This window comes from Burkholderia sp. BCC0419 (assembly GCF_902830285.1).
GTDB lineage: Bacteria > Pseudomonadota > Gammaproteobacteria > Burkholderiales > Burkholderiaceae > Burkholderia.
In genome coordinates, this window is record NZ_CADESR010000001.1 from 604,708 (window position 1) to 626,068 (window position 21,361).

Sequence of the window (21,361 nt, forward strand, 5' to 3'; positions counted from 1 at the left end):
TTGCGGCGATTTGACATTCGACCGCGCGCGGCGGCGAACGGGCATTAACAGCGCGTTACAAAGTCACGCCCGGCGGGCCGCCGGATCGCGAGTTCGTTGCGTGAAAAGCACGACGCCGGCCGTCGGGCCGGCTGTCGTCACTGACCGGTTACAGATAGAACATCCGGTCTTCTTCCGGGCGCGGCGGATGACCTTCCTCGTCCGAACCTTCTTCCTCGCCGCTGTCCTCGTAGAACGCGAGCACCGCGTCGAGCACCTGGTCGGGATCGTCGATCACCTGCATCAGATCCATGTCTTCCGGATTGATCAGGCCCATCGGAATCAGTTGATCGCGGAACCATTGCAGCAGCCCCTGCCAGAAGTCGCTGCCGACGAGGATGATCGGCACGAGGCGCGATTTTTTCGTCTGGATCAGCGTGAGCACTTCGGACAGTTCGTCGAGCGTGCCGAAGCCGCCCGGCATCACGATCACCGCATCCGAGTTCTTCACGAACGTGACCTTGCGCGTGAAGAAGTGGCGGAAGCGCAGCGAGATGTCCTGATAGTGGTTGCCGGCCTGCTCGTGCGGCAGCTCGATGTTCAGGCCGACCGACGGCGCCTTGCCGGCGTGCGCACCCTTGTTCGCGGCTTCCATGATGCCGGGGCCGCCGCCGGAGATCACGGCGAAGCCGGCGTCCGACAGCTTGCGCGCGATCTGCGCGGCGAGCTTGTAGTGCGGCGTGTCGGGTTTGAGGCGGGCAGAACCGTAGATGCTGACAGCCGGGCGGATCTCCGACAGGTACTCGGTCGCCTCGATAAACTCTGCCATAATCGTGAACATCTGCCACGATGCGCGGGCCTTCTTGGCCGTCGCGCGTTCTTGATCTGCGAGCGAACGCAGACTCGGAATCACTTTTCTCTTGTTCATAATGCCTGAAGAACGAAATCTGGAAGGTAAGACCCTGCTATTGGTTGACGGTTCGAGCTATCTGTATCGGGCTTACCATGCGATGCCTGATTTGCGTGGCCCTGGCGGGGAGCCGACCGGAGCGCTCTACGGAATCATCAACATGCTGCGCCGTATGCGCAAGGAAGTCAGTGCAGAGTATAGCGCTTGCGTGTTCGATGCAAAGGGCAAGACGTTCCGCGACGACCTTTATGCCGACTATAAGGCAAACCGTCCGTCGATGCCTCCCGATCTCGCGTTGCAGGTCGAACCGATCCACGGCGCCGTGCGCGCGCTCGGCTGGCCGCTGCTGATGGTGGAAGGCGTCGAGGCCGACGACGTGATCGGCACGCTCGCGCGCGAAGCCGAACGGCACGGGATGAACGTGATCGTGTCGACCGGCGACAAGGATCTCGCGCAGCTCGTGACCGAGCGCGTCACGCTCGTCAACACGATGACCAACGAGACGCTCGACCGCGACGGCGTGCTCGCGAAGTTCGGCGTACCGCCCGAGCGCATCATCGACTACCTCGCGCTGATCGGCGACACCGTCGACAACGTGCCGGGCGTCGAGAAGTGCGGGCCGAAGACGGCCGTGAAATGGCTGTCGCAATACGACAGCCTCGACGGCGTGATCGAACACGCGGGGGACATCAAGGGCGTGGTCGGCGACAACCTGCGCCGCGCGCTCGATTTCCTGCCGCTCGGCCGCCAGCTCGTGACCGTCGACACGGCCTGCGATCTCGCACCGCATCTCGAATCGATCGAAGCATCGCTGAAGAGCGACGGCGAGGCGCGCGACCTGTTGCGCGACATCTTCGCACGCTACGGCTTCAAGACGTGGCTGCGCGAAGTCGACAGCGCACCGGCCGAAGGCAACGGCGCCGATGCGCCGGAAGGCGAGCCGGCCCCGGTGGTCGCGACCGACGTCGTGCGCGAATACGACACGATCCAGACCTGGGAACAGTTCGACGCGTGGTTCGCGAAGATCGACGCGGCCGCGCTGACCGCGTTCGACACCGAGACCACCGCGCTCGATCCGATGCTCGCGCGGCTCGTCGGCCTGTCGTTCTCGGTCGAGCCGGGCAAGGCGGCCTACCTGCCGGTCGCGCACCGCGGCCCCGACATGCCCGAGCAGCTGCCGCTCGACGAAGTACTCGCGCGCCTGAAGCCGTGGCTCGAATCGGCCGATCGCAAGAAGGTCGGCCAGCACCTGAAGTACGACGCACAGGTGCTCGCGAACTACGATATCGCGCTGAACGGCATCGAGCACGACACGCTGCTCGAATCGTACGTGGTCGAATCGCACCGCACGCACGACATGGACAGCCTCGCGCTGCGTCATCTGGGCGTCAAGACGATCAAGTACGAGGACGTCGCCGGCAAGGGCGCGAAGCAGATCGGTTTCGACGAAGTGGCGCTCGCACAGGCCGCCGAATATGCAGCCGAGGACGCCGACATCACGCTGCAGCTCCATCACGCACTGTATCCGCAGGTCGCGCGCGAGCCGGGCCTCGAGCGCGTTTACCGCGAGATCGAGATGCCGGTGTCGCTCGTGCTGCGCAAGATGGAACGCACGGGCGTGCTGATCGACGATGCGCGCCTGCACGCGCAGAGCACCGAAATCGCGACGCGCCTGATCGAGCTCGAGGGCCAGGCGTACGAACTGGCGGGCGGCGAATTCAATCTCGGCTCGCCGAAGCAGATCGGGCAGATCTTCTTCGAGAAGCTGCAACTGCCGGTCGTGAAGAAGACGCCGAGCGGCGCGCCGTCGACCGACGAGGAAGTGCTGCAGAAACTGGCCGAGGACTACCCGCTGCCGAAGCTGCTGCTCGAGCATCGCGGGCTGTCGAAGCTGAAGTCGACCTATACCGACAAGCTGCCGCGCATGGTGAACCCCACCACCGGCCGCGTGCACACGAACTATGCGCAGGCGGTCGCGGTGACGGGCCGCCTTGCCTCGAACGACCCCAATCTTCAGAACATTCCGGTGCGCACGGCCGAAGGCCGGCGCATCCGCGAGGCGTTCGTCGCCGCGCCGGGCCACCGGATCGTGTCGGCCGACTATTCGCAGATCGAACTGCGGATCATGGCGCACATTTCGGGCGACGCATCGCTGCTGCGCGCGTTCGCGCAGGGCGAGGACATCCACCGCGCAACCGCCGCCGAAGTGTTCGGCGTGACGCCGCTGGAGGTCAATTCCGACCAGCGCCGGATCGCGAAGGTGATCAACTTCGGGCTCATCTACGGGATGAGCGCGTTCGGGCTCGCGTCGAACCTCGGCATCACGCGCGACGCGGCGAAGCTCTATATCGACCGCTATTTCACCCGCTATCCGGGCGTCGCGCAGTACATGGAAGACACGCGCGCGACCGCGAAGGAGAAGGGCTACGTCGAAACCGTTTTCGGTCGCCGCCTGTGGCTGCCGGAGATCAACGGCGGCAACGGCCCGCGCCGCCAGGCGGCCGAGCGCGCGGCGATCAATGCACCGATGCAGGGCACGGCGGCCGACCTGATCAAGCTGTCGATGATCGCGGTGGACGACTGGCTCACGCGCGACAGGCTGGCGTCGCGGATGATCATGCAGGTGCACGATGAACTGGTGCTCGAGGTGCCCGAAAGCGAGCTGTCGCTCGTGCGCGAGAAACTGCCGGAAATGATGTGCGGCGTCGCGAAGCTGAAGGTGCCGCTGGTCGCCGAAGTGGGCGCCGGCGCGAACTGGGAAGAGGCACACTGACGCACCCCCGCGCGATTCCCGTTTCCCGCGGCATATTGTTGCAGGGATGCTGAATATCGAGATGGTTTGCTTGTGGTCAACGCGCAAGCTCCCGGACAATGCATGTCAGTCATGTCATTGACGCGGGGGCGGCGCGCCCCGCGTTCCGGATCGGCCGCATCGAAGTGCTTCGAACTGCACATCGATGATGTCCGAACCGGTTAATCCACCGGGCGGCGCGAGTGCATCGCGTTTGCTTCATCCGGCGGCAGCAGTTTCGAATCGCAAAGGGGGAATCAGATGCATCGGATCATCATCGTAGGCGGAGGCGCGGGCGGCCTGGAACTGGCGACGCGGCTCGGCGATCGTTACGGCGCGCGCGGCAATCGTCCCGCGCGTGCGCTTGTCACGCTCGTCGACCGCAATCCGACGCACATCTGGAAACCGCTGCTGCACGAGGTCGCGGCCGGCAGCATGGACCCGTTCACGCAGGAGCTCGAGTATGCGGCGCAGGCGCGCTGGCACGGCTTCGAGTTCCAGCAGGGCGAACTGACCGGGCTCGACCGCGCGGCGAAGCGCGTCACGCTGTCGCCCCTCAACGACAGCGACGGCGCCGAACTGTTGCCGGCGCGCGAGCTGGAATACGACACGCTCGTGATCGCGATCGGCAGCACGACTCACTTCTTCGGCGTGCAGGGTGCGCCGGAAAACGCGATCGCACTCGATACGGTCGGGGAGGCCGAACGCTTCCGCAAGCGTTTGATCGCGGCATGCATGCGCGCCGAGCACCAGGCGCCGGCACCGACCGCGCCGGGCGAGTCGGCCGAGCCGCGCATCCAGGTCGTGATCGTCGGCGGCGGCGCGACGGGCGTCGAGTTGTCCGCGGAACTGCGCAATACCGCGCAGGTGCTGTCCGTGTACGGCCTGCACAAGCTCGATCCGCGCCATGACGTCGGCATCGTGCTGATCGAATCGGGGCCGCGGATCCTGCCGGCACTGCAGGAGCGCGTGTCGACGGCGACGGCCGAACTGCTCGAAAAGCTCGGCGTGCGGCTGATGCTCAGCGAGCGCGTGACCGAGGTGGCGCCCGGGTTCGTGCATACCGCGAGCGGCAAGGCGGTGCGTGCGGACCTGACGGTCTGGGCGGCCGGCATCAAGGCGCCGTCCGTGCTGTCGCACCTCGACGGCCTCCAGGTCAACAAGCTCGGGCAGCTCGACGTGCGCCGCACGCTGCAGACCTTCACCGACGACAACGTGTTCGCACTCGGCGATTGCGCAGCCTGCGCATGGCCCGGCAACGAGCGCAACGTACCGCCGCGCGCGCAGGCGGCGCACCAGCAGGCGAGTTTCCTGCTGAAGGCGATCGGCTGCCGGCTCGAGGGGCGCCCGCTGCCCGAGTTCACGTATCGCGATTTCGGTTCGCTCGTGTCGCTCGGTCACTTCAGCGCGGTCGGCAACCTGATGGGCGGGCTGATCGGCGGCAACATGCTGATCGAAGGGCTGTTCGCGCGCTTCATGTACATGTCGTTGTACCGGCTGCACATCGCGGCGCTGCACGGTTATCCGCGGATGATCCTCGACACGGTCGCGCACTGGCTGCGGCGCACGACGCTGCCGCGCGTCAAGCTGCACTGATCGCGCGCTTGCATGCGGAGCGGGTGGGGAATGCGCATGTCGTGCGTGTTCGCCGCCCGTTTTTCTTTTCGATTCGCAAAACTTCGGTTGCGCAACGAACCTCGATACGCGCAACCTCACGGTGATTCGGCGGGCCGCTGGCGGGCTGCCGCGCGATGATCGATTCGAGCGCCGCAACGCGCCGTAATCGAGTCTTACACATCCGACAGTTGACGCGACAACGGATTATTGGGCATCTTGTCCGGGTTTTCGTTTGCGGCGGGGTGCCAACCGCCGCGACATCCGCGCCGCGCGCCGGTGCGATGCCCCGTCATGCCGTATCCGCGATCGTGACGGCGGCGCCCAATCGAGGAGTGCATTCATGTTGAAACCCGAAGTCGACAGCCTGGTCCCCCATATCCCGTTCTCGCGCCGCAAGTTCATGCAGGCCGCGCTGGGCGGCACCTTCGCGGCGGCCGTGCTGCCCGTGTCGGCGCAGACGGTCACGACCGACAGCACGGGGCTGGACGTCGATACCATCGAGATCCGCTCGGGCGATGCGAGCGTGCCGGCTTATCGCGCCCAGCCGGTCGACAAGACGAACCTGCCGGTCGTCATCGTGATTCACGAGATCTTCGGCGTGCACGCGCATATCGCCGATGTGTGCCGGCGCTTCGCGAAGCTCGGCTATCTCGCGATCGCGCCCGACCTGTTCGCGCGGCAGGGCAACGCGGCGAAGTATCCGACGATGAAGGAGCTGTACGACCACATCATCAGCAAGGTGCCGGACCGGCAGGTCACCGAGGATCTCGACGCGACGGTCGCGTGGGCCGGCAAGAACGGCGGCGACCTGACGCGTCTCGGCGTGACCGGGTTCTGCTGGGGCGGCCGCCAGGCGTGGCTGTATGCGGAACACAATCCGCACGTGCGGGCCGCCGTGGCGTGGTACGGGTTCGTCGAAGGCAAGACCGACGAGATGACGCCGTTCAACCCGGTCGACCATGCGTCGTTGCTGAAGGTGCCCGTGCTCGGGCTGTACGGCGAGAAGGATCAGAACATCACGCAGGCATCGCTCGCGGACATGCGCAAGGCGATCCAGACGAGCGATTCGAAGCTCGCGCGCGAATCGGAGATCGTCGTGTATCCGGATGCCGGTCACGCGTTCTTCGCCGACTACCGGCCGAGTTACGTGAAAGGCGATGCCGAGGACGGCTGGAAGCGCGCGATCGAGTGGTTCCACAAGTACGGCGTGATGTAAACGGCAAGCGGCGGCACCGGCCGTCGCGGCATCGGCCGCCGCGGCATCGGCCGTCGCGGCATCGGCCGCCGCTTCATCCTCGTCGCGCCGCGCGGGGGCTCAAGGATTCGGGCCGGTCGCGATCGGCCGCGACGGATCGGCGCTCCATTCGCTCCACGAACCCGGGTACAGCGACGCGCCGTGCAGGCCCGCCACTTCCAGCGCCAGCGCATTGTGGCATGCGGTGACGCCGGAGCCGCATTGCAGGATCACGCGGTTCGGCTCGGTGCCGGCCAGCACGGTGGCGAACGCCTCGCGCAATTCATGGCCGGTCTTGAAGCGGCCGTCGGCGGCCAGGTTGTCCTTGAAGAAGCGGTTGCGCGCGCCGGGAATGTGGCCGCCCACCGGATCGATCGTTTCATTTTCGCCGCGATAGCGATCCGGTGCGCGCGCATCGATCACGACGCGCGCGTGCGACGACACGTTCGCGAGCACGGCCGCGGCATCGACCGTCGATTCGAGCGGCGTTCCCGAGCGGAAGTCGCCGGCAGCCGATTGCGGCACGTCGGTCGTCAGCGGCTGGCCGGCCGCTTCCCAGGCCTGCAGGCCGCCGTCGAGCACGGCGACCGAATCGTGGCCGAGCCAGCGCAGCAGCCACCACAGGCGCGCCGCATAGGCGCCGCCTTGCGCGTCGTACGCGACGACCTGCTGACCCTGCTTGAGGCCGCGGCTGGCGAGCAGCGTGGCGAGCGCGTCGCGGGTCGGCAGCGGATGGCGGCCGTTGGTGCCCGTCTTGCGGCCCGACAGGTCGCGGTCGAGATGAAGATATTGCGCGCCGGGGAGGTGGCCGGCCGCGTAGGCGGCTTCGCCGGCGCCCGGATCGGCGAGATCGAAGCGGCAGTCGAACAGCGCGACGCTGCCGGGCGCCGCGGCCAGGCGCTCGGCGAGATTGGCGGCGGAGATGAGCGTGGTGTAATGAGTGTGTGGCATGACGGCTCCCTGGAGTGCGAATGGCCTGACACTCCAAGTCTAAACAAAAAAAGACGGGCCGAAGCCCGTCTTTTCGTTCGCCGGCGGCCGCGCGGCGTCAAAGCGCCGCACCCGCTGTCAGAGGTCGCCGAGGTGGCGGCGCAAGAACTCGTGGAAGTGCTGCATGCCGTCTTCCATCGGGCTCTGGTACGGGCCGACCTGCGACTCGCCGCGGGCCATCAGCGCACGGCGGCCGGCGTCCATCCGCATCGCGATCTCGTCGTCCTCGACGGCCGTTTCCATATAGGCGGCACGCTCGGCCTCGACGAACTCGCGTTCGAACAGGGCGATTTCCTCGGGATAATAGAACTCGACGATGTTGGTCGTCTTCTGCGGCCCGCGCGGAATCAGCCACGACACGACCAGCACGTGCGGATACCACTCGATCATCAGGCCCGGGTAGTAGACCATCCAGATCGCGCCGAACTCCGGCGGTACGCCGTTGCGGAACTTCAGCACCTGCTCGTGCCATTTCTGGTAAGTCGTGCTGCCCGGTTTCGCGAGGGCGTTGTGTACGCCGACCGTCTGCACGCTGTACCAGTCGCCGAACTCCCATTTGAGATCGTCGCACGACACGAAGCTGCCGAGGCCCGGGTGGAACGGGACGACGTGATAATCCTCGAGGTAGACCTCGATGAACGTCTTCCAGTTGTAATCGCACTCGTGCACTTCGACGTGATCGAACTGGTACTCGGAGAAGTCGAAGTGATGCTTCGTGCCGAGGTTGGCGAGGTCGCGCGCGACGTTGCGGCCCTCGGCCTCGAACAGCAGCCCCTGCCAATTCTGCAGCGGGCTCTTGCCGAGGTTCAGGCACGGCTTGTCGGGGAAGTGCGGCGCGCCGAGCAGCTGGCCTTCCAGATCGTACGTCCAGCGGTGCAGCGGGCACACGATGTTCTGCGCATGGCCGCGCCCGTTGAGCATGATCGCCTGCCGGTGGCGGCACACGTTCGACAGCAGTTCGATCTGGTTCGTCTGGTTACGGACCAGCACGCGGCCTTCCTTCTCGGACGGCAGCGCAAAATAGTCTCCCGCCTCGGGCACCATCAACTCGTGCCCGACGTAACGAGGTCCTTTCTTGAAGAGGGTTTCGATCTCGCGCTCGAGTAGCGCCTCATCGAAATATGCAGTGACTGGAAGCTGGCTGTGGGCCGACTTCAACTGAAGCGCATCGCTCAGATTGGACATTCCCACTCCCGGTGTTAGCGTGAAAGCAGTGAACAACCCAACCATCGAAAAATCGATTTAGGGAAACGGGGAATTATACCCGGTTCGCCTCCCAAGGCTAGGATTAAGTGCCTGATTTGTGTCAATTTTTTGTCGGGCGACCGTCGAAAGGCGCACACTGTGCGTCGGAGATGGGGCCGGAATTGTGCGCGGGCGCCCACGACGGCAGGTCGGAAAATTCTCTTTTGCCGTAGAATGTCCGACTTGTTTTGAAATTTGACACCCTCGTCCATGGCGAAAACCGCATCCCCAGGCGCCACGCCGCCCGGCAATGACACCGAACCGTTGCCGGACAATTACGAGATGGCGCTCGCGGAACTCGAGACGCTGGTTGCCCGGATGGAAGGCGGCGCGTTGAGCCTCGAGGATTCGCTGGCGGCGTATCGCCGCGGTGCGGCCCTCGTTGCGTTTTGCCAACAGCAGCTCGAGAAAGTGGAGCAGCAGGTTCGCGTGCTCGACGGCGCGACGCTGAAGCCGCTTTCGTCCGGAACGGCCGCCACGGACGGCGAAGACGACGATCTATGACATTCGAACAATGGATGCGGTCCGTGCTTGACCGTGTCGAGGACGCACTCGGCCACTATCTGCCGGCTGAAACCGCGATGCCCGCGAAACTTCACGAGGCGATGCGCTACGCGGTCCTCGGTGGCGGCAAACGCGTTCGCCCGCTGCTGTGCCATGCAGCAGGCGAACTGACCGGTGCGACGGAGGCGGCACGCAACGCCGCGGCGGCGGCGCTGGAGATGATCCACGTCTACTCGCTCGTGCACGACGACATGCCGTGCATGGACGACGACGCGCTGCGTCGCGGCAAGCCGACCGTGCACGTGCAGTACGACGAGCCGACGGCGCTGCTGGTCGGCGACGCGCTGCAGTCGCAGGCGTTCGTGGCGCTGACCGACGCCGATGCGCTGTCGCCGGTGCAGCAGGCGGCGCTCGTGCGCGAGCTGGCGCTCGCGAGCGGCTCGATCGGCATGGCCGGCGGGCAGGCGATCGACCTGGCGAGTGTCGGCCTGAAGCTGACGCGCGAACAGCTCGAGACGATGCACCGGATGAAGACGGGCGCATTGCTGCGCGCGGCCGTGCGGATGGGTGCGCTGGCCGGCGAGACGCCTTCGGCGGAAACGATGGCCGCGCTGGATGTCTACGCGGGGGCCGTGGGCCTGGCCTTCCAGGTCGTCGACGACATTCTCGACGTCACGACCGATTCGGCGACGCTCGGCAAGACGGCCGGCAAGGACGCGGCGAACGACAAGCCGACCTATGTATCGATCCTCGGTCTCGAGGCGTCGCGCGAGCTGGCAGCGCAGCTGCGCGCCGAAGCGCATGACGCGCTGAAACCGTTCGGCGCACGCGCACAGCGTCTCGCCGAACTTGCCGACCTGGTAGTGAACCGGGTCAGCTGACGCGAAAGCCCGCCGCCGCGCACCCGCTACGGTGCGCGCAAAAGAATGCGGGCGCGTTTGATTTCCTACAATGGAACGACGATGTACGACTTGCTGAAAACCATCGACGACCCGGCGGATTTGCGCCGCCTCGATCGTCGCCAACTGCAACCGCTCGCGGATGAACTGCGCGCGTTCGTGCTCGACAGCGTATCGAAGACGGGCGGCCATTTGTCGTCCAACCTCGGGACGGTCGAGCTGACGATCGCGTTGCACTACGTGTTCAACACGCCGAACGATCGCATCGTCTGGGACGTGGGTCACCAGACCTACCCACACAAGATCCTGACGGGCCGCCGCGACCAGATGCATTCGCTGCGTCAGCAGGACGGCATTTCGGGTTTCCCGCGCCGTTCGGAGTCGGAATACGACACGTTCGGCACCGCGCACTCGAGCACGTCGATCTCGGCCGCGCTCGGCATGGCGATCGGCAGCCAGCTGAACGGCGACGACCGCTTCTCGATCGCCGTGATCGGCGACGGCGCGATGACGGCCGGCATGGCGTTCGAGGCGATGAACAACGCGGGCGTGTCGGAAGATGCGAAAGTGCTCGTGATCCTGAACGACAACGACATGTCGATCTCGCCGCCGGTCGGCGCGCTGAATCGCCATCTCGCCCGCCTGATGTCGGGCCGCTTCTATGCGGCTGCGCGCGCAGGCGTCGAGCGCGTGCTGAGCGTGGCGCCCCCGGTGCTCGAACTCGCGCGCAAGCTCGAGGAGCACGCGAAGGGCATGGTCGTGCCGGCCACGCTGTTCGAGGAATTCGGCTTCAACTACATCGGCCCGATCGACGGTCACGATCTCGATTCGCTGATCCCGACGCTGCAGAACATCCGCGAACTGCGCGGCCCGCAGTTCCTGCACGTGGTGACGAAGAAAGGCCAGGGCTACAAGCTCGCCGAAGCGGATCCCGTGCTCTATCACGGCCCCGGCAAGTTCAACCCGGCCGAAGGCATCAAGCCGTCGACGACGCCCGCGAAGAAGACGTATACGCAGGTGTTCGGCGAGTGGCTGTGCGACGAAGCCGAGCGTGATACGCGCGTGGTCGGCATCACGCCCGCGATGCGCGAAGGCTCGGGCATGGTCGAATTCGAGAAGCGCTTCAAGGATCGCTACTACGACGTCGGCATCGCCGAGCAGCACGCGGTGACGTTCGCGGGCGGCCTCGCGACCGAAGGGCTGAAGCCCGTCGTCGCGATCTACTCGACGTTCCTGCAACGTGCGTACGATCAGCTGATCCACGACGTCGCGCTGCAGAACCTGCCGGTCGTGTTCGCGATCGATCGCGCGGGCCTCGTCGGCGCGGACGGCGCGACGCATGCGGGCGCGTACGATCTCGCGTTCATGCGCTGCATCCCGAACATGACGATCATGGCCGCATCCGACGAGAACGAATGCCGCCAGATGCTGCACACGGCGCTGCAGCAGCCGAACCCGACCGCGGTGCGCTATCCGCGCGGCGCGGGCACGGGTGTCGCGACGGTGAAGGAGTTCACCGAGATCCCGCTCGGCAAGGGCGAAGTGCGTCGCCGGACGTCGCAGCCGGAAGGCAAGCGCGTCGCGATCCTCGCGTTCGGCACGATGGTCGCACCGTCGCTCGCCGCTGCCGAGGAGCTCGATGCAACGGTCGCGAACATGCGCTTCGTGAAGCCGGTCGATGCGGCGCTCGTGCGCGAACTCGCCGAGACGCACGACTACCTCGTCACGGTCGAGGAAGGCTGCGTGATGGGCGGCGCGGGCTCGGCCTGCGTCGAAGCCCTGATGGAGAGTGGGGTTATCCGACCCGTAATACAATTGGGCCTCCCTGACCAGTTCATCGATCATGGCGACCCCGCGAAGCTGCTGTCGCAATGCGGCCTCGACGGCGCGGGCATCGCGAAATCGATTCGCGAACGCTTTCTGAGCCCGGCGGCCGATGTCGCCGATCAGGCGAAGCGCGTCGCATAAGCTGGCGCCGCCCGTGGGCGGTGCCGGTGCGACTGGCGCAACCGGTCTTCATTGATGCGGAAAACATGGGCCTGCGGGCCCATGTTGCTTTTCCGGCTGCCGCGTGACGCGGCGTGCGCGTCGTCGGACGCGCGGCTTACAAGGATTGAACAAAGATGAACCAGATGAACCCCGCCTTCGTGATGCCCGACGTGCAGAGCACGGTGGATACCCGTCAGATCCCGATTCAGCGCGTGGGCGTGAAGGCGGTCCGGCATCCGTTGACGGTGTGCACCGAAAGCGGCGACGTGCAGCCGACCGTCGGCGTCTGGAACCTCGACGTGCGCCTGCCGGCCGATCAGAAGGGCACGCACATGTCGCGCTTCGTCGCGCTGCTCGAAGAGAATCGCGCGCCGCTGACGGTCGAGCGCTTCCGCGCGATGCTCGCGTCGATGCTCGAGAAGCTCGAAGCCGAGGCCGGCCGCATCGAAGTCACGTTCCCGTATTTCGTGAACAAGACGGCGCCGGTGTCGGGCGTGCAGAGCCTGCTCGACTATGAGGTGACGCTCGCGGGCGAAAGCCGCAACGGCGACACGCGCCTGTTCCTGAAGGTGCTCGTGCCGGTAACGAGCCTGTGCCCGTGCTCGAAGAAGATCTCGCAGTACGGCGCGCACAACCAGCGCTCGCATGTGACGATCGATGCGGAGCTGGCCGCCGATCTGCCGGTCGAGGCGCTGATCCGCATCGCGGAAGAAGAAGCGTCGTGCGAACTGTGGGGCCTGCTGAAGCGTCCGGACGAGAAGTTCGTCACCGAGCGTGCCTACGAGAACCCGAAGTTCGTCGAGGATCTCGTCCGCGATGTCGCGCAGCGTCTCGATGCGGACGAGCGGGTGGTCGCCTACGTGCTCGAAGCCGAGAACTTCGAGTCGATCCACAATCACAGCGCGTATGCGCTGATCGAGCGCGACAAGCGGCACGCTGCATAAACACCGCGGCGTTTCGTCGTGCCAATGAGAAAGGCAGCTCGGAACCGAGCTGCCTTTTTGTTTTCCGGCTTGCGGCGTCGCGTGGCGCGATTCAGCGTGCGAGCGACGCGAGATCCCAGCGCGGCTTCACCGTGAACGCGTAGTCGGCATTCGCCTGTTCGGGCCAGCGGCCGAGCCGCAGCGCACCCGCGAGTGCGATCATCGCGCCGTTGTCGGTGCAGAGCGCGAGATCGGGGTAGTGCACGTCGAAGCCGCGCTTGGCCGCGGCCGCCGACAGTGCCGCACGCAACTGGCGGTTCGCGCCGACGCCGCCCGCGACCACGAGGCGCTTGAGCTTCGTCTTCTTCAGTGCGGCGAGCGACTTCGCGACGAGCACGTCGACGGCTGCGTCGACGAAGCCGCGTGCCAGGTCGGCCTTCGCGCGTTCGAGTGCTTCGCCCTCGAGCTTCGCCGCTTCGAATTTCTTCATCTGCGTGAGCACGGCCGTCTTCAGGCCGCTGAAGCTGAAGTCGAGATCGCCCGAATGCAGCATCGGGCGCGGCAGCACGACCGCGCCCGGCGTGCCGGTTTCGGCGAGCTTCGATACTTCGGGGCCGCCCGGGTAGCCGAGGCCGATCAGTTTCGCCGTTTTGTCGAACGCTTCGCCGGCCGCATCGTCGAGCGTTTCGCCGAGCGTCTCGTACACGCCGACGTCGGTCACGCGCATCAGTTGCGTGTGGCCGCCGGAAACCAGCAGCGCGACGAACGGGAACGGCGGCGGCTCGTCGACCAGCAACGGCGACAGCAGATGGCCTTCGAGGTGATGGATGCCGACGGTCGGCTTGTTCCAGGCGAGCGCGAGCGCATTCGCGATGCTCGCGCCGACCAGCAGCGCGCCGGCGAGGCCGGGGCCCTGCGTGAACGCGATCGCGTCGATGTCGTCGCGGCGCGTGCCGCTTTGCGCCATCACTTCCTCGAGCAGCGGCAGCGCGCGGCGGATGTGGTCGCGCGACGCGAGCTCGGGCACGACGCCGCCGTATTCGCGATGCATCGCGATCTGCGAATGGAGCGCGTGCGCGAGCAGGCCGCGCTGCGTGTCGTAGAGCGCGAGGCCGGTTTCGTCGCAGGAGCTTTCGATGCCGAGAACGAGCATGGGTGAGGGCAGGGCGCGCCGTTTCGGGCGCGCCGCAGGAAGGTCGACGTAACCTGAAATTATAGCAGGCAGGGGCTGGCCGCCGCCGCCGACGGCCCGGGCCCGAGGCCGGGCAGGTACAATCCGCGCCATGGAAACTTATGACATCGCCGTGATCGGCGCGGGCGCCGCCGGGATGATGAGCGCCGCGGTCGCCGGGCAACTCGGCCGCCGCGTCGTGCTGATCGATCACGCGCCGCGGCTCGCCGAGAAAATCCGCATCTCGGGCGGCGGCCGCTGCAATTTCACGAACCTGTACGCCGGGCCCGACAACTACCTGTCGTCGAATCCGCATTTCGCCCGCTCGGCGCTGGCGCGCTATACGCCGCGCGACTTCCTCGGGCTGCTCAAGCGCCATCACGTGACCTGGCACGAAAAGCACAAGGGCCAGCTCTTTTGCGACCACGGCAGCGACGCGGTCATCGACGTGCTGAAGCACGAATGCGACGCGGGCGGCATCGCGTGGCGCCGGCCCGTCGTCGTCGACGCGGTGCGCCATGCGCCGTCCGACGGCTTCACGCTCGACACGCAGCAGGCCGGTCCGATCGGTGCGCGCGCACTGATCGTCGCGACCGGCGGCCTGTCGATCCCGAAGATCGGCGCGACCGACTTCGGCTACCGGCTCGCGAAGCAGTTCGGCCACAAGCTCGTCGATACGCGGCCCGCGCTCGTGCCGCTGACGTTCGCGCCGCAGGACTGGGCGCCGTTCGCGCCGCTGTCCGGCGTATCGCTCGAAGTGCGCGTATCGACCGGCGACAAGAAACGCGGCGGCGAATTCGTCGAGGATCTGCTGCTGACCCATCGCGGGCTGTCCGGGCCGGGCATCCTGCAGATCTCGAGTTACTGGCAGCCCGGCGACCCGATCCGCGTCGACCTGCTGCCGCAGCGCGACACGGTGGCCGACCTGCTCGACGCGAAACGCACGTCGAAGCGCCAGATCGGTTCGCTGCTCGCCGACTGGGTGCCGTCGCGCCTCGCGCATGCGTGGCTCGACACGCATCGTGTCACGGCCGACGCGCGGCTCGCGGACCTCCCCGACAAGACGCTGCGCCAGATCGGCGACGCGCTGTCCGGCTGGACGCTGACGCCGAACGGCACCGAAGGCTACAAGAAGGCCGAAGTGACGAAGGGCGGGGTCGATACGCGGGAGCTGTCGTCGGCGACGATGATGAGCGCGCGCGTGCCGGGGCTGTTCTTCATCGGCGAGGCGGTGGACGTGACGGGCTGGCTCGGCGGCTACAACTTCCAGTGGGCGTGGGCGTCCGGCACGGCGGCCGGGCAGGCCGCGGCCGAGTATGCGCGCGGTGCCTGACGCGCCAGCCTGCGCCGTTCTGGCGGGGCCCGGCCCCGTGCCTTTGGACAGTCGCTCTGCTATACTCGGTAGTCTTTCCTTGCAAACCTTTATTCGTGTCGGATCATGACGATCATTCGCGTTAAAGAGAACGAGCCGTTCGAAGTTGCAATGCGTCGCTTCAAGCGCACGATCGAGAAGAACGGTCTGCTGACCGAGCTTCGTGCGCGCGAGTTTTACGAGAAGCCGACCGCAGAACGCAAACGCAAGAAGGCCGCTGCGGTGAAGCGTCATTACAAGCGTATTCGCAGCCAGACGCTGCCGAAGAAGCTGTACTGAACGATTGGGCGCCGCGCGGTTCGCTGAGCGGCGCACCGGCGACTCCGTGCGATCGGGGGCGATCGTGCAGCCGATCAGGCGGCGAGTGGCCGATGCCGGATTCGAGCAACCCGCTTGAGACACTGTCCCAAGCGGGTTTTTGTGTTGACGCCCGTTCGCGGGCGTCGGATTCACGTTTCCATCCCGGGTGAAAGATGAGTTTGAAAGAGCAGATCAGCGAAGACATGAAGGCCGCGATGCGTGCGAAGGAAAGCGAGCGCCTGGCAACGATTCGCCTGCTGATGGCCGCGATCAAGCAGCGCGAAGTCGATGATCGGGTCACGCTCGACGACGCGGGCATCACGGCCGTGATCGACAAGATGATCAAGCAGCGCAAGGATTCGATCAGCCAGTTCCAGGCGGCCGGCCGCGACGATCTCGTCGCGAAGGAGCAAGCCGAGCTGGCCGTGCTGGGCGGCTACATGCCTGCGCAACTGTCGGACGCCGAAGTGGCGGCCGAAGTCCAGGCGGCGGTCGCGCAAACCGGCGCAGCCGGCCCGCAGGACATGGGTAAGGTGATGGGCGTGCTGAAGGGCAAGCTCGCCGGCCGCGCCGACATGACGGCCGTTTCCGCGCAGGTCAAGGCCGCGCTCACGAAGTAAAACCCGTTCCCGGCGCGCCCAGCGATGCGTGCGCCGGGCGTCGTATTGTCTTTTTTTCGCTCGATCCCACGGTGATTCCGCATTCGTTCCTGCAGGATTTGCTGAACCGCGTCGATATCGTCGACGTGGTGGGCCGGTACGTGCAGCTCAAGAAGGGCGGCGCCAATTTCATGGGGCTGTGCCCGTTCCATAACGAGAAGAGCCCGTCGTTTACCGTCAGCCCGACCAAGCAGTTCTATCACTGCTTCGGTTGCGGCGCGCACGGCACCGCGATCGGCTTCCTGATGGAACACGCGGGGCTCACGTTCCCGGAAGCCGTGCAGGAACTCGCGCAATCCGTCGGCCTGACCGTGCCGCACGAGCCGTCGATGCGCGGCGGCGGTGGGGGCGGAGGCGGTGGCGGCGACTATCCGGCGCCCGTGTCGAAATCGGTGGCGACCGCGCTGTCCGACGCGATGACGGCGGCGTGCGACTACTACCGCAAGCAGTTGCGCGGCGCGACCGTCGCGATCCAGTACCTGAAGAACCGGGGCCTGACCGGCGAGATCGCCGCACGCTTCGGCCTCGGCTATGCGCCGGACGGCTGGCAGAACCTCGAAGCCGCGTTCCCCGACTATCGCGACGAGTCGCTCGTCGAGTCGGGGCTCGTGATCGTCAGCGAGAAAACCGACGCGCAGGGCGTCGCGCGCCGCTACGACCGGTTCCGCGAGCGGATCATGTTCCCGATCCGCAACGTGAAGGGGCAGGTGATCGGTTTCGGCGGCCGCGTGCTCGGCAGCGGCGAACCGAAGTACCTGAATTCGCCGGAAACGCCGCTGTTCAACAAGGGCAGCGAGCTGTACGGGCTGTTCGAGGCGCGGCTCGCGATTCGCGAGCGCAAGTACGTGCTGGTCGTCGAAGGCTACATGGACGTCGTCGCGCTCGCGCAGCTCGGCTTTCCGAACGCGGTCGCGACGCTCGGCACCGCGTGCACGCCGATTCACGTGCAGAAGCTGCTGCGCCAGACCGACACGGTCATTTTCAGTTTCGACGGCGATTCGGCCGGGCGGCGCGCGGCCCGGCGCGCGCTCGAGGCGTGCCTGCCGCATGCGGGCGACAACCGTACGATCCGGTTCCTTTTTCTGCCGACCGAGCACGATCCGGACAGCTACGTGCGCGAGTTCGGCGCGGATGCGTTCTCCGAGCGGGTTGAACGCGCGATGCCGCTGTCTCAATTTCTGTTGAACGAAGCGATTGCCGGCAAGGCGCTCGATCAGCCGGAAGGCCGCGCGAAGGCGCTGTTCGATGCGAAGCCGCTGTTGCAGGCGCTGCCCGCGAACGCGCTGCGCGCGCAGATCATGCACATGTTTGCCGACCGCCTCGATATCCCGTTCGAAGAGGTCGCGGCGTTGTCGGACGTCGATACGCGCATCGCGGCGCCGCCGCGCCAGGCGCCCGCGCGCAGCGAGCGGCGCCGCGTGACGGACAGCGAAAAGCGCGCGTTGCGCACGCTGGTGATGCATCCGCGCGTCGCATCGCAGCTCGACGACGAACAGATTGCGACCCTGCGCGCGCTGCCGCGCATCGGCGAGCTGTTCACGGAAGTCGTCGATCATGCGCGTGCGCTGGGCGACGGCGCGGAATTCCGGCTGCTGTCGGATGTCCTGAGGACGTCCTCGAACGGGGCGACTTACGAGGAAATCTTCCGCGAAATTCTGGACTATGATGAAAACGTCCGCGATTTGCTGTTACAGAATCCGGAAGACGAGACGGTGCCCGAGCGGCAGCGTGAGCAGGAGCGAATTGCGGGGGAGGAACTGCAGGCAGCGGTGCTCAAGATGCGCTATGACGCCTGCTGCGACCGGCTGGACAGGCTGGCGCGGCAATCCACCTTCACTCCCGAGGAATTGGCTGAATTGACGGAATTGAACCAGCAGCGAACCGACATGAAGCGTCGGCTCGGGCTGTAGGCGGCCGGGGCGCTTAGAGAGGGCTCCCCAGCGTGCTATAATATAAGGTTTCCAGCGGTTTGTTTTCCAAGCAGAGGCGAGAATCGCGATGGCAAAGACGACAGGCGGAAAGAAAGCAACAGGCAAGGGCTCGACGGAGCCGACCAAGAAGGTCACAGCGGCCAAGTCTGCTTCTTCCACCAGGACAACGTCTTCAGCCACGTCAGCCCCTATGGGAAAGAAAACCGCGGCCGGCACTGCTCAGGCTGCGCCGGCACCGGCAGCCAGAACACGGGCTGCCGCCAGACCCGACTCCGGGCCGGCCAAGCCGGCGGCGAAGCGGGCAAGTGCGAAAAGCGCAAGGGACACGACTGCCGACGCGGACGAAACGGCAGTACGTACTACTCATGCACCCACGGTTCAACCGGCTGTCGTCCAGCAGCCGCGAGTCGATATAGCCGGTACGGCGAACTCCATGACCAAAAAGCTGAACGAAGTAACCGTCGAAGACGACGCAAATCAGAGCGACGAGCAGCCCGCAGTGGCGGCTGCACCGGGCAAATCCAAGGTGCGCGATCGTCGCGCCAAGGAAAAGGCGCTGCTGAAGGAAGCGTTCGCGACGAGCACGCCGGGCACGGCCGAGGAGCTCGAAGAGCGCCGCGTGAAACTGCGCGCGCTGATCAAGCTCGGCAAGGAGCGCGGCTTCCTCACGTACGCCGAAATCAACGACCACCTGCCGGACAACTTCACCGAGACCGAAGCCCTCGAGGGCATCATCGGCACGTTCAACGACATGGGCGTGGCGGTTTACGAGCAGGCGCCGGACGCGGAAACGCTGCTCCTGAACGACAACGCGCCCGCCGCGTCGTCGGACGATGAAGTCGAAGAGGAAGCGGAAGTCGCGCTGTCGACCGTCGATTCGGAATTCGGTCGTACGACCGATCCGGTCCGGATGTACATGCGCGAAATGGGCACCGTCGAGCTGCTCACGCGCGAAGGCGAAATCGAGATCGCGAAGCGGATCGAGGACGGCCTGCGCCACATGGTGATGGCCATCTCCGCGTGCCCGACGACGATCGCCGACATCCTCGCGATGGCCGAACGCGTCGCGAACGAAGAGATCCGCGTCGACGAGCTCGTCGACGGCCTGCTCGATCCGAATGCTTCGGACTCCGCCGATACGGACGGCTTCTCCGCGAAGGAAGCGGAAGCCATCGAGAACGAGGACGAGGAAGCCGAAGAGGAAGAGGAAGAAGAGGAAGAGGAGGAAGATGACGGTGCCGCGCAGGCATCGGCCAACGCCGCCCAACTCGAAGCCCTCAAGCGCGCGTCGCTCGAGAAGTTCTCGCAGATCAGCGAGTGGTTCGACAAGATGCGCCGCGCGTTCGAGAAGGAAGGCTACAAGTCGAAGGCCTACCTGAAGGCGCAGGAAACGATCCAGACCGAGCTGATGACGATCCGCTTCACCGCGCGTACCGTCGAACGCCTGTGCGACACGCTGCGTGCGCAGGTGGACGAAGTGCGTCAGGTCGAGCGTCAGATCCTGCACATCGTCGTCGACAAGTGCGGCATGCCGCGCTCGGAATTCATCGCGCGTTTCCCGGGCAGCGAGACGGATCTCGACTGGGCCGAGAAGATCACCGCGGAAGGCCATTCGTACAGCGCGGTGCTGTCGCGTAACGTCCCGGCGATCCGCGAACAGCAGCAGCGTCTGCTCGACCTGCAGGCGCGCGTCGTGCTGCCGCTGAAGGACCTGAAGGAAACCAACCGCCAGATGGCGGCAGGCGAACTGAAGGCACGTCAGGCGAAGCGCGAAATGACCGAGGCCAACCTGCGTCTCGTGATCTCGATCGCGAAGAAATACACGAACCGCGGCCTGCAGTTCCTCGACCTGATCCAGGAAGGCAACATCGGCCTGATGAAGGCGGTGGACAAGTTCGAATACCGTCGCGGCTACAAGTTCTCGACCTATGCGACGTGGTGGATCCGTCAGGCCATCACGCGTTCGATCGCGGACCAGGCGCGCACGATCCGTATTCCGGTTCACATGATCGAGACGATCAACAAGATGAACCGCATCTCGCGGCAGATCCTGCAGGAAACCGGTCTCGAGCCGGATCCGGCCACGCTCGCCGAGAAGATGGAGATGCCGGAAGACAAGATCCGCAAGATCATGAAGATCGCGAAGGAGCCGATCTCGATGGAAACGCCGATCGGTGACGACGACGATTCCCATCTCGGCGACTTCATCGAGGACACCAACACGGTCGCGCCGGCGGATGCCGCGCTGCATGCCAGCATGCGCGACGTCGTGAAGGACGTGCTCGATTCGCTGACGCCGCGCGAGGCGAAGGTGTTGCGGATGCGTTTCGGTATCGAGATGAGCACCGATCACACGCTCGAGGAAGTCGGCAAGCAGTTCGACGTCACCCGCGAGCGGATCCGTCAGATCGAGGCCAAGGCGCTGCGCAAGCTGCGTCACCCGAGCCGTTCCGACAAGCTGAAGTCGTTCCTCGAAGGGAACTGATTTCCAGCGTCTCTGCCACGAACGCCGCCGGTATCCCCATGATGCCGGTGGCGTTTGTTCCCTTGGTCGTCTTTGTTGTTACAATGCCGGCCCGACCTCGTTGCCGGGGCAGCGTGTAGCACGCTTTGCTTCTCGTCTGGGCCCCTAGCTCATGCTTGGTTAGAGCAGCGAACTCATAATTCGTTGGTGCCGGGTTCGACTCCCGGGGGGCCCACCAGATTCGCTTCCACGGTTGTCCGGGGAAGCCGCGCCGTTAAGCATAAGTTGTCCGCCTGGACACGTTGTGCTTGATTTCCTGATCGACCGCATTTTGCTTTGTCGGGAATAGGATGTAGCGTCGAAAATTTTGTTTGCGGCGAAGA

General features: G+C 65.6%; 16 protein-coding genes and 1 tRNA gene. 13 read left to right on the top strand and 4 right to left on the bottom strand.

The annotated features are described in order from the left end of the window. Positions 1-148 precede the first annotated feature (148 nt). Positions 149-907, bottom strand: a complete 759-nt coding sequence (locus HWW87_RS02775; RefSeq protein ID WP_174388717.1) for a TIGR00730 family Rossman fold protein — start codon at positions 905-907, stop codon at positions 149-151. 1 nt (position 908) lies between these two features. Between HWW87_RS02775 and polA the strand changes: the two genes are divergently transcribed. The 3 genes from polA to HWW87_RS02790 all read left to right on the top strand — a co-directional run bounded on the left by polA (position 909) and on the right by HWW87_RS02790 (position 6,513). Continuing rightward, on the top strand, positions 909-3,662 hold the full coding sequence (polA, locus tag HWW87_RS02780; RefSeq protein WP_175819146.1) for a DNA polymerase I: 2,754 nt from the start codon (positions 909-911) through the stop codon (positions 3,660-3,662). Between the two features lie 279 nt (positions 3,663-3,941). Further along, positions 3,942-5,276, top strand: coding sequence for an NAD(P)/FAD-dependent oxidoreductase (locus HWW87_RS02785; RefSeq protein ID WP_175819147.1), 1,335 nt, complete (start codon positions 3,942-3,944; stop codon positions 5,274-5,276). A gap of 361 nt (positions 5,277-5,637) precedes the next feature. Then, entirely contained in the window at positions 5,638-6,513 is an 876-nt protein-coding gene (locus HWW87_RS02790) for a dienelactone hydrolase family protein (RefSeq protein ID WP_175819148.1), read from the top strand. A gap of 99 nt (positions 6,514-6,612) precedes the next feature. Here HWW87_RS02790 and HWW87_RS02795 read toward each other — a convergent pair whose 3' ends face one another. Next, positions 6,613-7,482: a sulfurtransferase gene (locus HWW87_RS02795; RefSeq protein ID WP_175819149.1), complete on the bottom strand. Its 870-nt coding sequence runs from the start codon at positions 7,480-7,482 to the stop codon at positions 6,613-6,615. Positions 7,483-7,599: 117 nt separating this feature from the next. Then, positions 7,600-8,706 (bottom strand): aromatic ring-hydroxylating dioxygenase subunit alpha, encoded by a 1,107-nt coding sequence (locus HWW87_RS02800; protein WP_126367177.1) that lies wholly within the window; start codon positions 8,704-8,706, stop codon positions 7,600-7,602. Between the two features lie 270 nt (positions 8,707-8,976). Here HWW87_RS02800 and HWW87_RS02805 point away from each other — a divergent pair, with 270 nt between their 5' ends. The 4 genes from HWW87_RS02805 (at position 8,977) to folE2 (ending at position 13,102) form a co-directional block, all read left to right on the top strand. Continuing rightward, positions 8,977-9,270: an exodeoxyribonuclease VII small subunit gene (locus HWW87_RS02805; RefSeq protein ID WP_175819150.1), complete on the top strand. Its 294-nt coding sequence runs from the start codon at positions 8,977-8,979 to the stop codon at positions 9,268-9,270. After that, positions 9,267-10,151, top strand: a complete 885-nt coding sequence (locus HWW87_RS02810; protein WP_006479426.1) for a polyprenyl synthetase family protein — start codon at positions 9,267-9,269, stop codon at positions 10,149-10,151. The genes HWW87_RS02805 and HWW87_RS02810 overlap by 4 nt, the downstream gene beginning before the upstream one ends. A gap of 81 nt (positions 10,152-10,232) precedes the next feature. Continuing rightward, positions 10,233-12,137, top strand: coding sequence for a 1-deoxy-D-xylulose-5-phosphate synthase (gene dxs, locus HWW87_RS02815; RefSeq protein ID WP_174431963.1), 1,905 nt, complete (start codon positions 10,233-10,235; stop codon positions 12,135-12,137). Between the two features lie 155 nt (positions 12,138-12,292). Beyond that, the gene (gene folE2, locus HWW87_RS02820) at positions 12,293-13,102 is read left to right on the top strand and encodes a GTP cyclohydrolase FolE2 (RefSeq protein ID WP_174388724.1); all 810 of its coding nucleotides are present in this window, start codon (positions 12,293-12,295) and stop codon (positions 13,100-13,102) included. Positions 13,103-13,193: 91 nt separating this feature from the next. Here folE2 and tsaD read toward each other — a convergent pair whose 3' ends face one another. Next, positions 13,194-14,234 carry a tRNA (adenosine(37)-N6)-threonylcarbamoyltransferase complex transferase subunit TsaD gene (gene tsaD / locus HWW87_RS02825; RefSeq protein ID WP_039358123.1) on the bottom strand — a complete coding sequence of 347 codons (1,041 nt, stop codon included), beginning with the start codon at positions 14,232-14,234 and terminating at the stop codon, positions 13,194-13,196. Between the two features lie 121 nt (positions 14,235-14,355). Between tsaD and HWW87_RS02830 the strand changes: the two genes are divergently transcribed. The 6 genes from HWW87_RS02830 to HWW87_RS02855 all read left to right on the top strand — a co-directional run bounded on the left by HWW87_RS02830 (position 14,356) and on the right by HWW87_RS02855 (position 21,216). After that, positions 14,356-15,585, top strand: a complete 1,230-nt coding sequence (locus HWW87_RS02830; protein ID WP_279608013.1) for an NAD(P)/FAD-dependent oxidoreductase — start codon at positions 14,356-14,358, stop codon at positions 15,583-15,585. 105 nt (positions 15,586-15,690) lie between these two features. Further along, positions 15,691-15,903 (top strand): 30S ribosomal protein S21, encoded by a 213-nt coding sequence (rpsU, locus tag HWW87_RS02835; RefSeq protein ID WP_006479415.1) that lies wholly within the window; start codon positions 15,691-15,693, stop codon positions 15,901-15,903. Between the two features lie 194 nt (positions 15,904-16,097). Beyond that, entirely contained in the window at positions 16,098-16,544 is a 447-nt protein-coding gene (locus tag HWW87_RS02840; protein WP_050011331.1) for a GatB/YqeY domain-containing protein, read from the top strand. Positions 16,545-16,615: 71 nt separating this feature from the next. Beyond that, on the top strand, positions 16,616-18,493 hold the full coding sequence (gene dnaG, locus HWW87_RS02845; RefSeq protein ID WP_175819152.1) for a DNA primase: 1,878 nt from the start codon (positions 16,616-16,618) through the stop codon (positions 18,491-18,493). Positions 18,494-18,581: 88 nt separating this feature from the next. Continuing rightward, complete coding sequence (gene rpoD, locus HWW87_RS02850) at positions 18,582-20,999, top strand: RNA polymerase sigma factor RpoD (protein WP_175819153.1); 2,418 nt, start codon at positions 18,582-18,584, stop codon at positions 20,997-20,999. Positions 21,000-21,137: 138 nt separating this feature from the next. Beyond that, positions 21,138-21,216: transfer RNA gene (locus HWW87_RS02855), tRNA-Ile, on the top strand. Positions 21,217-21,361: the final 145 nt, after the last annotated feature.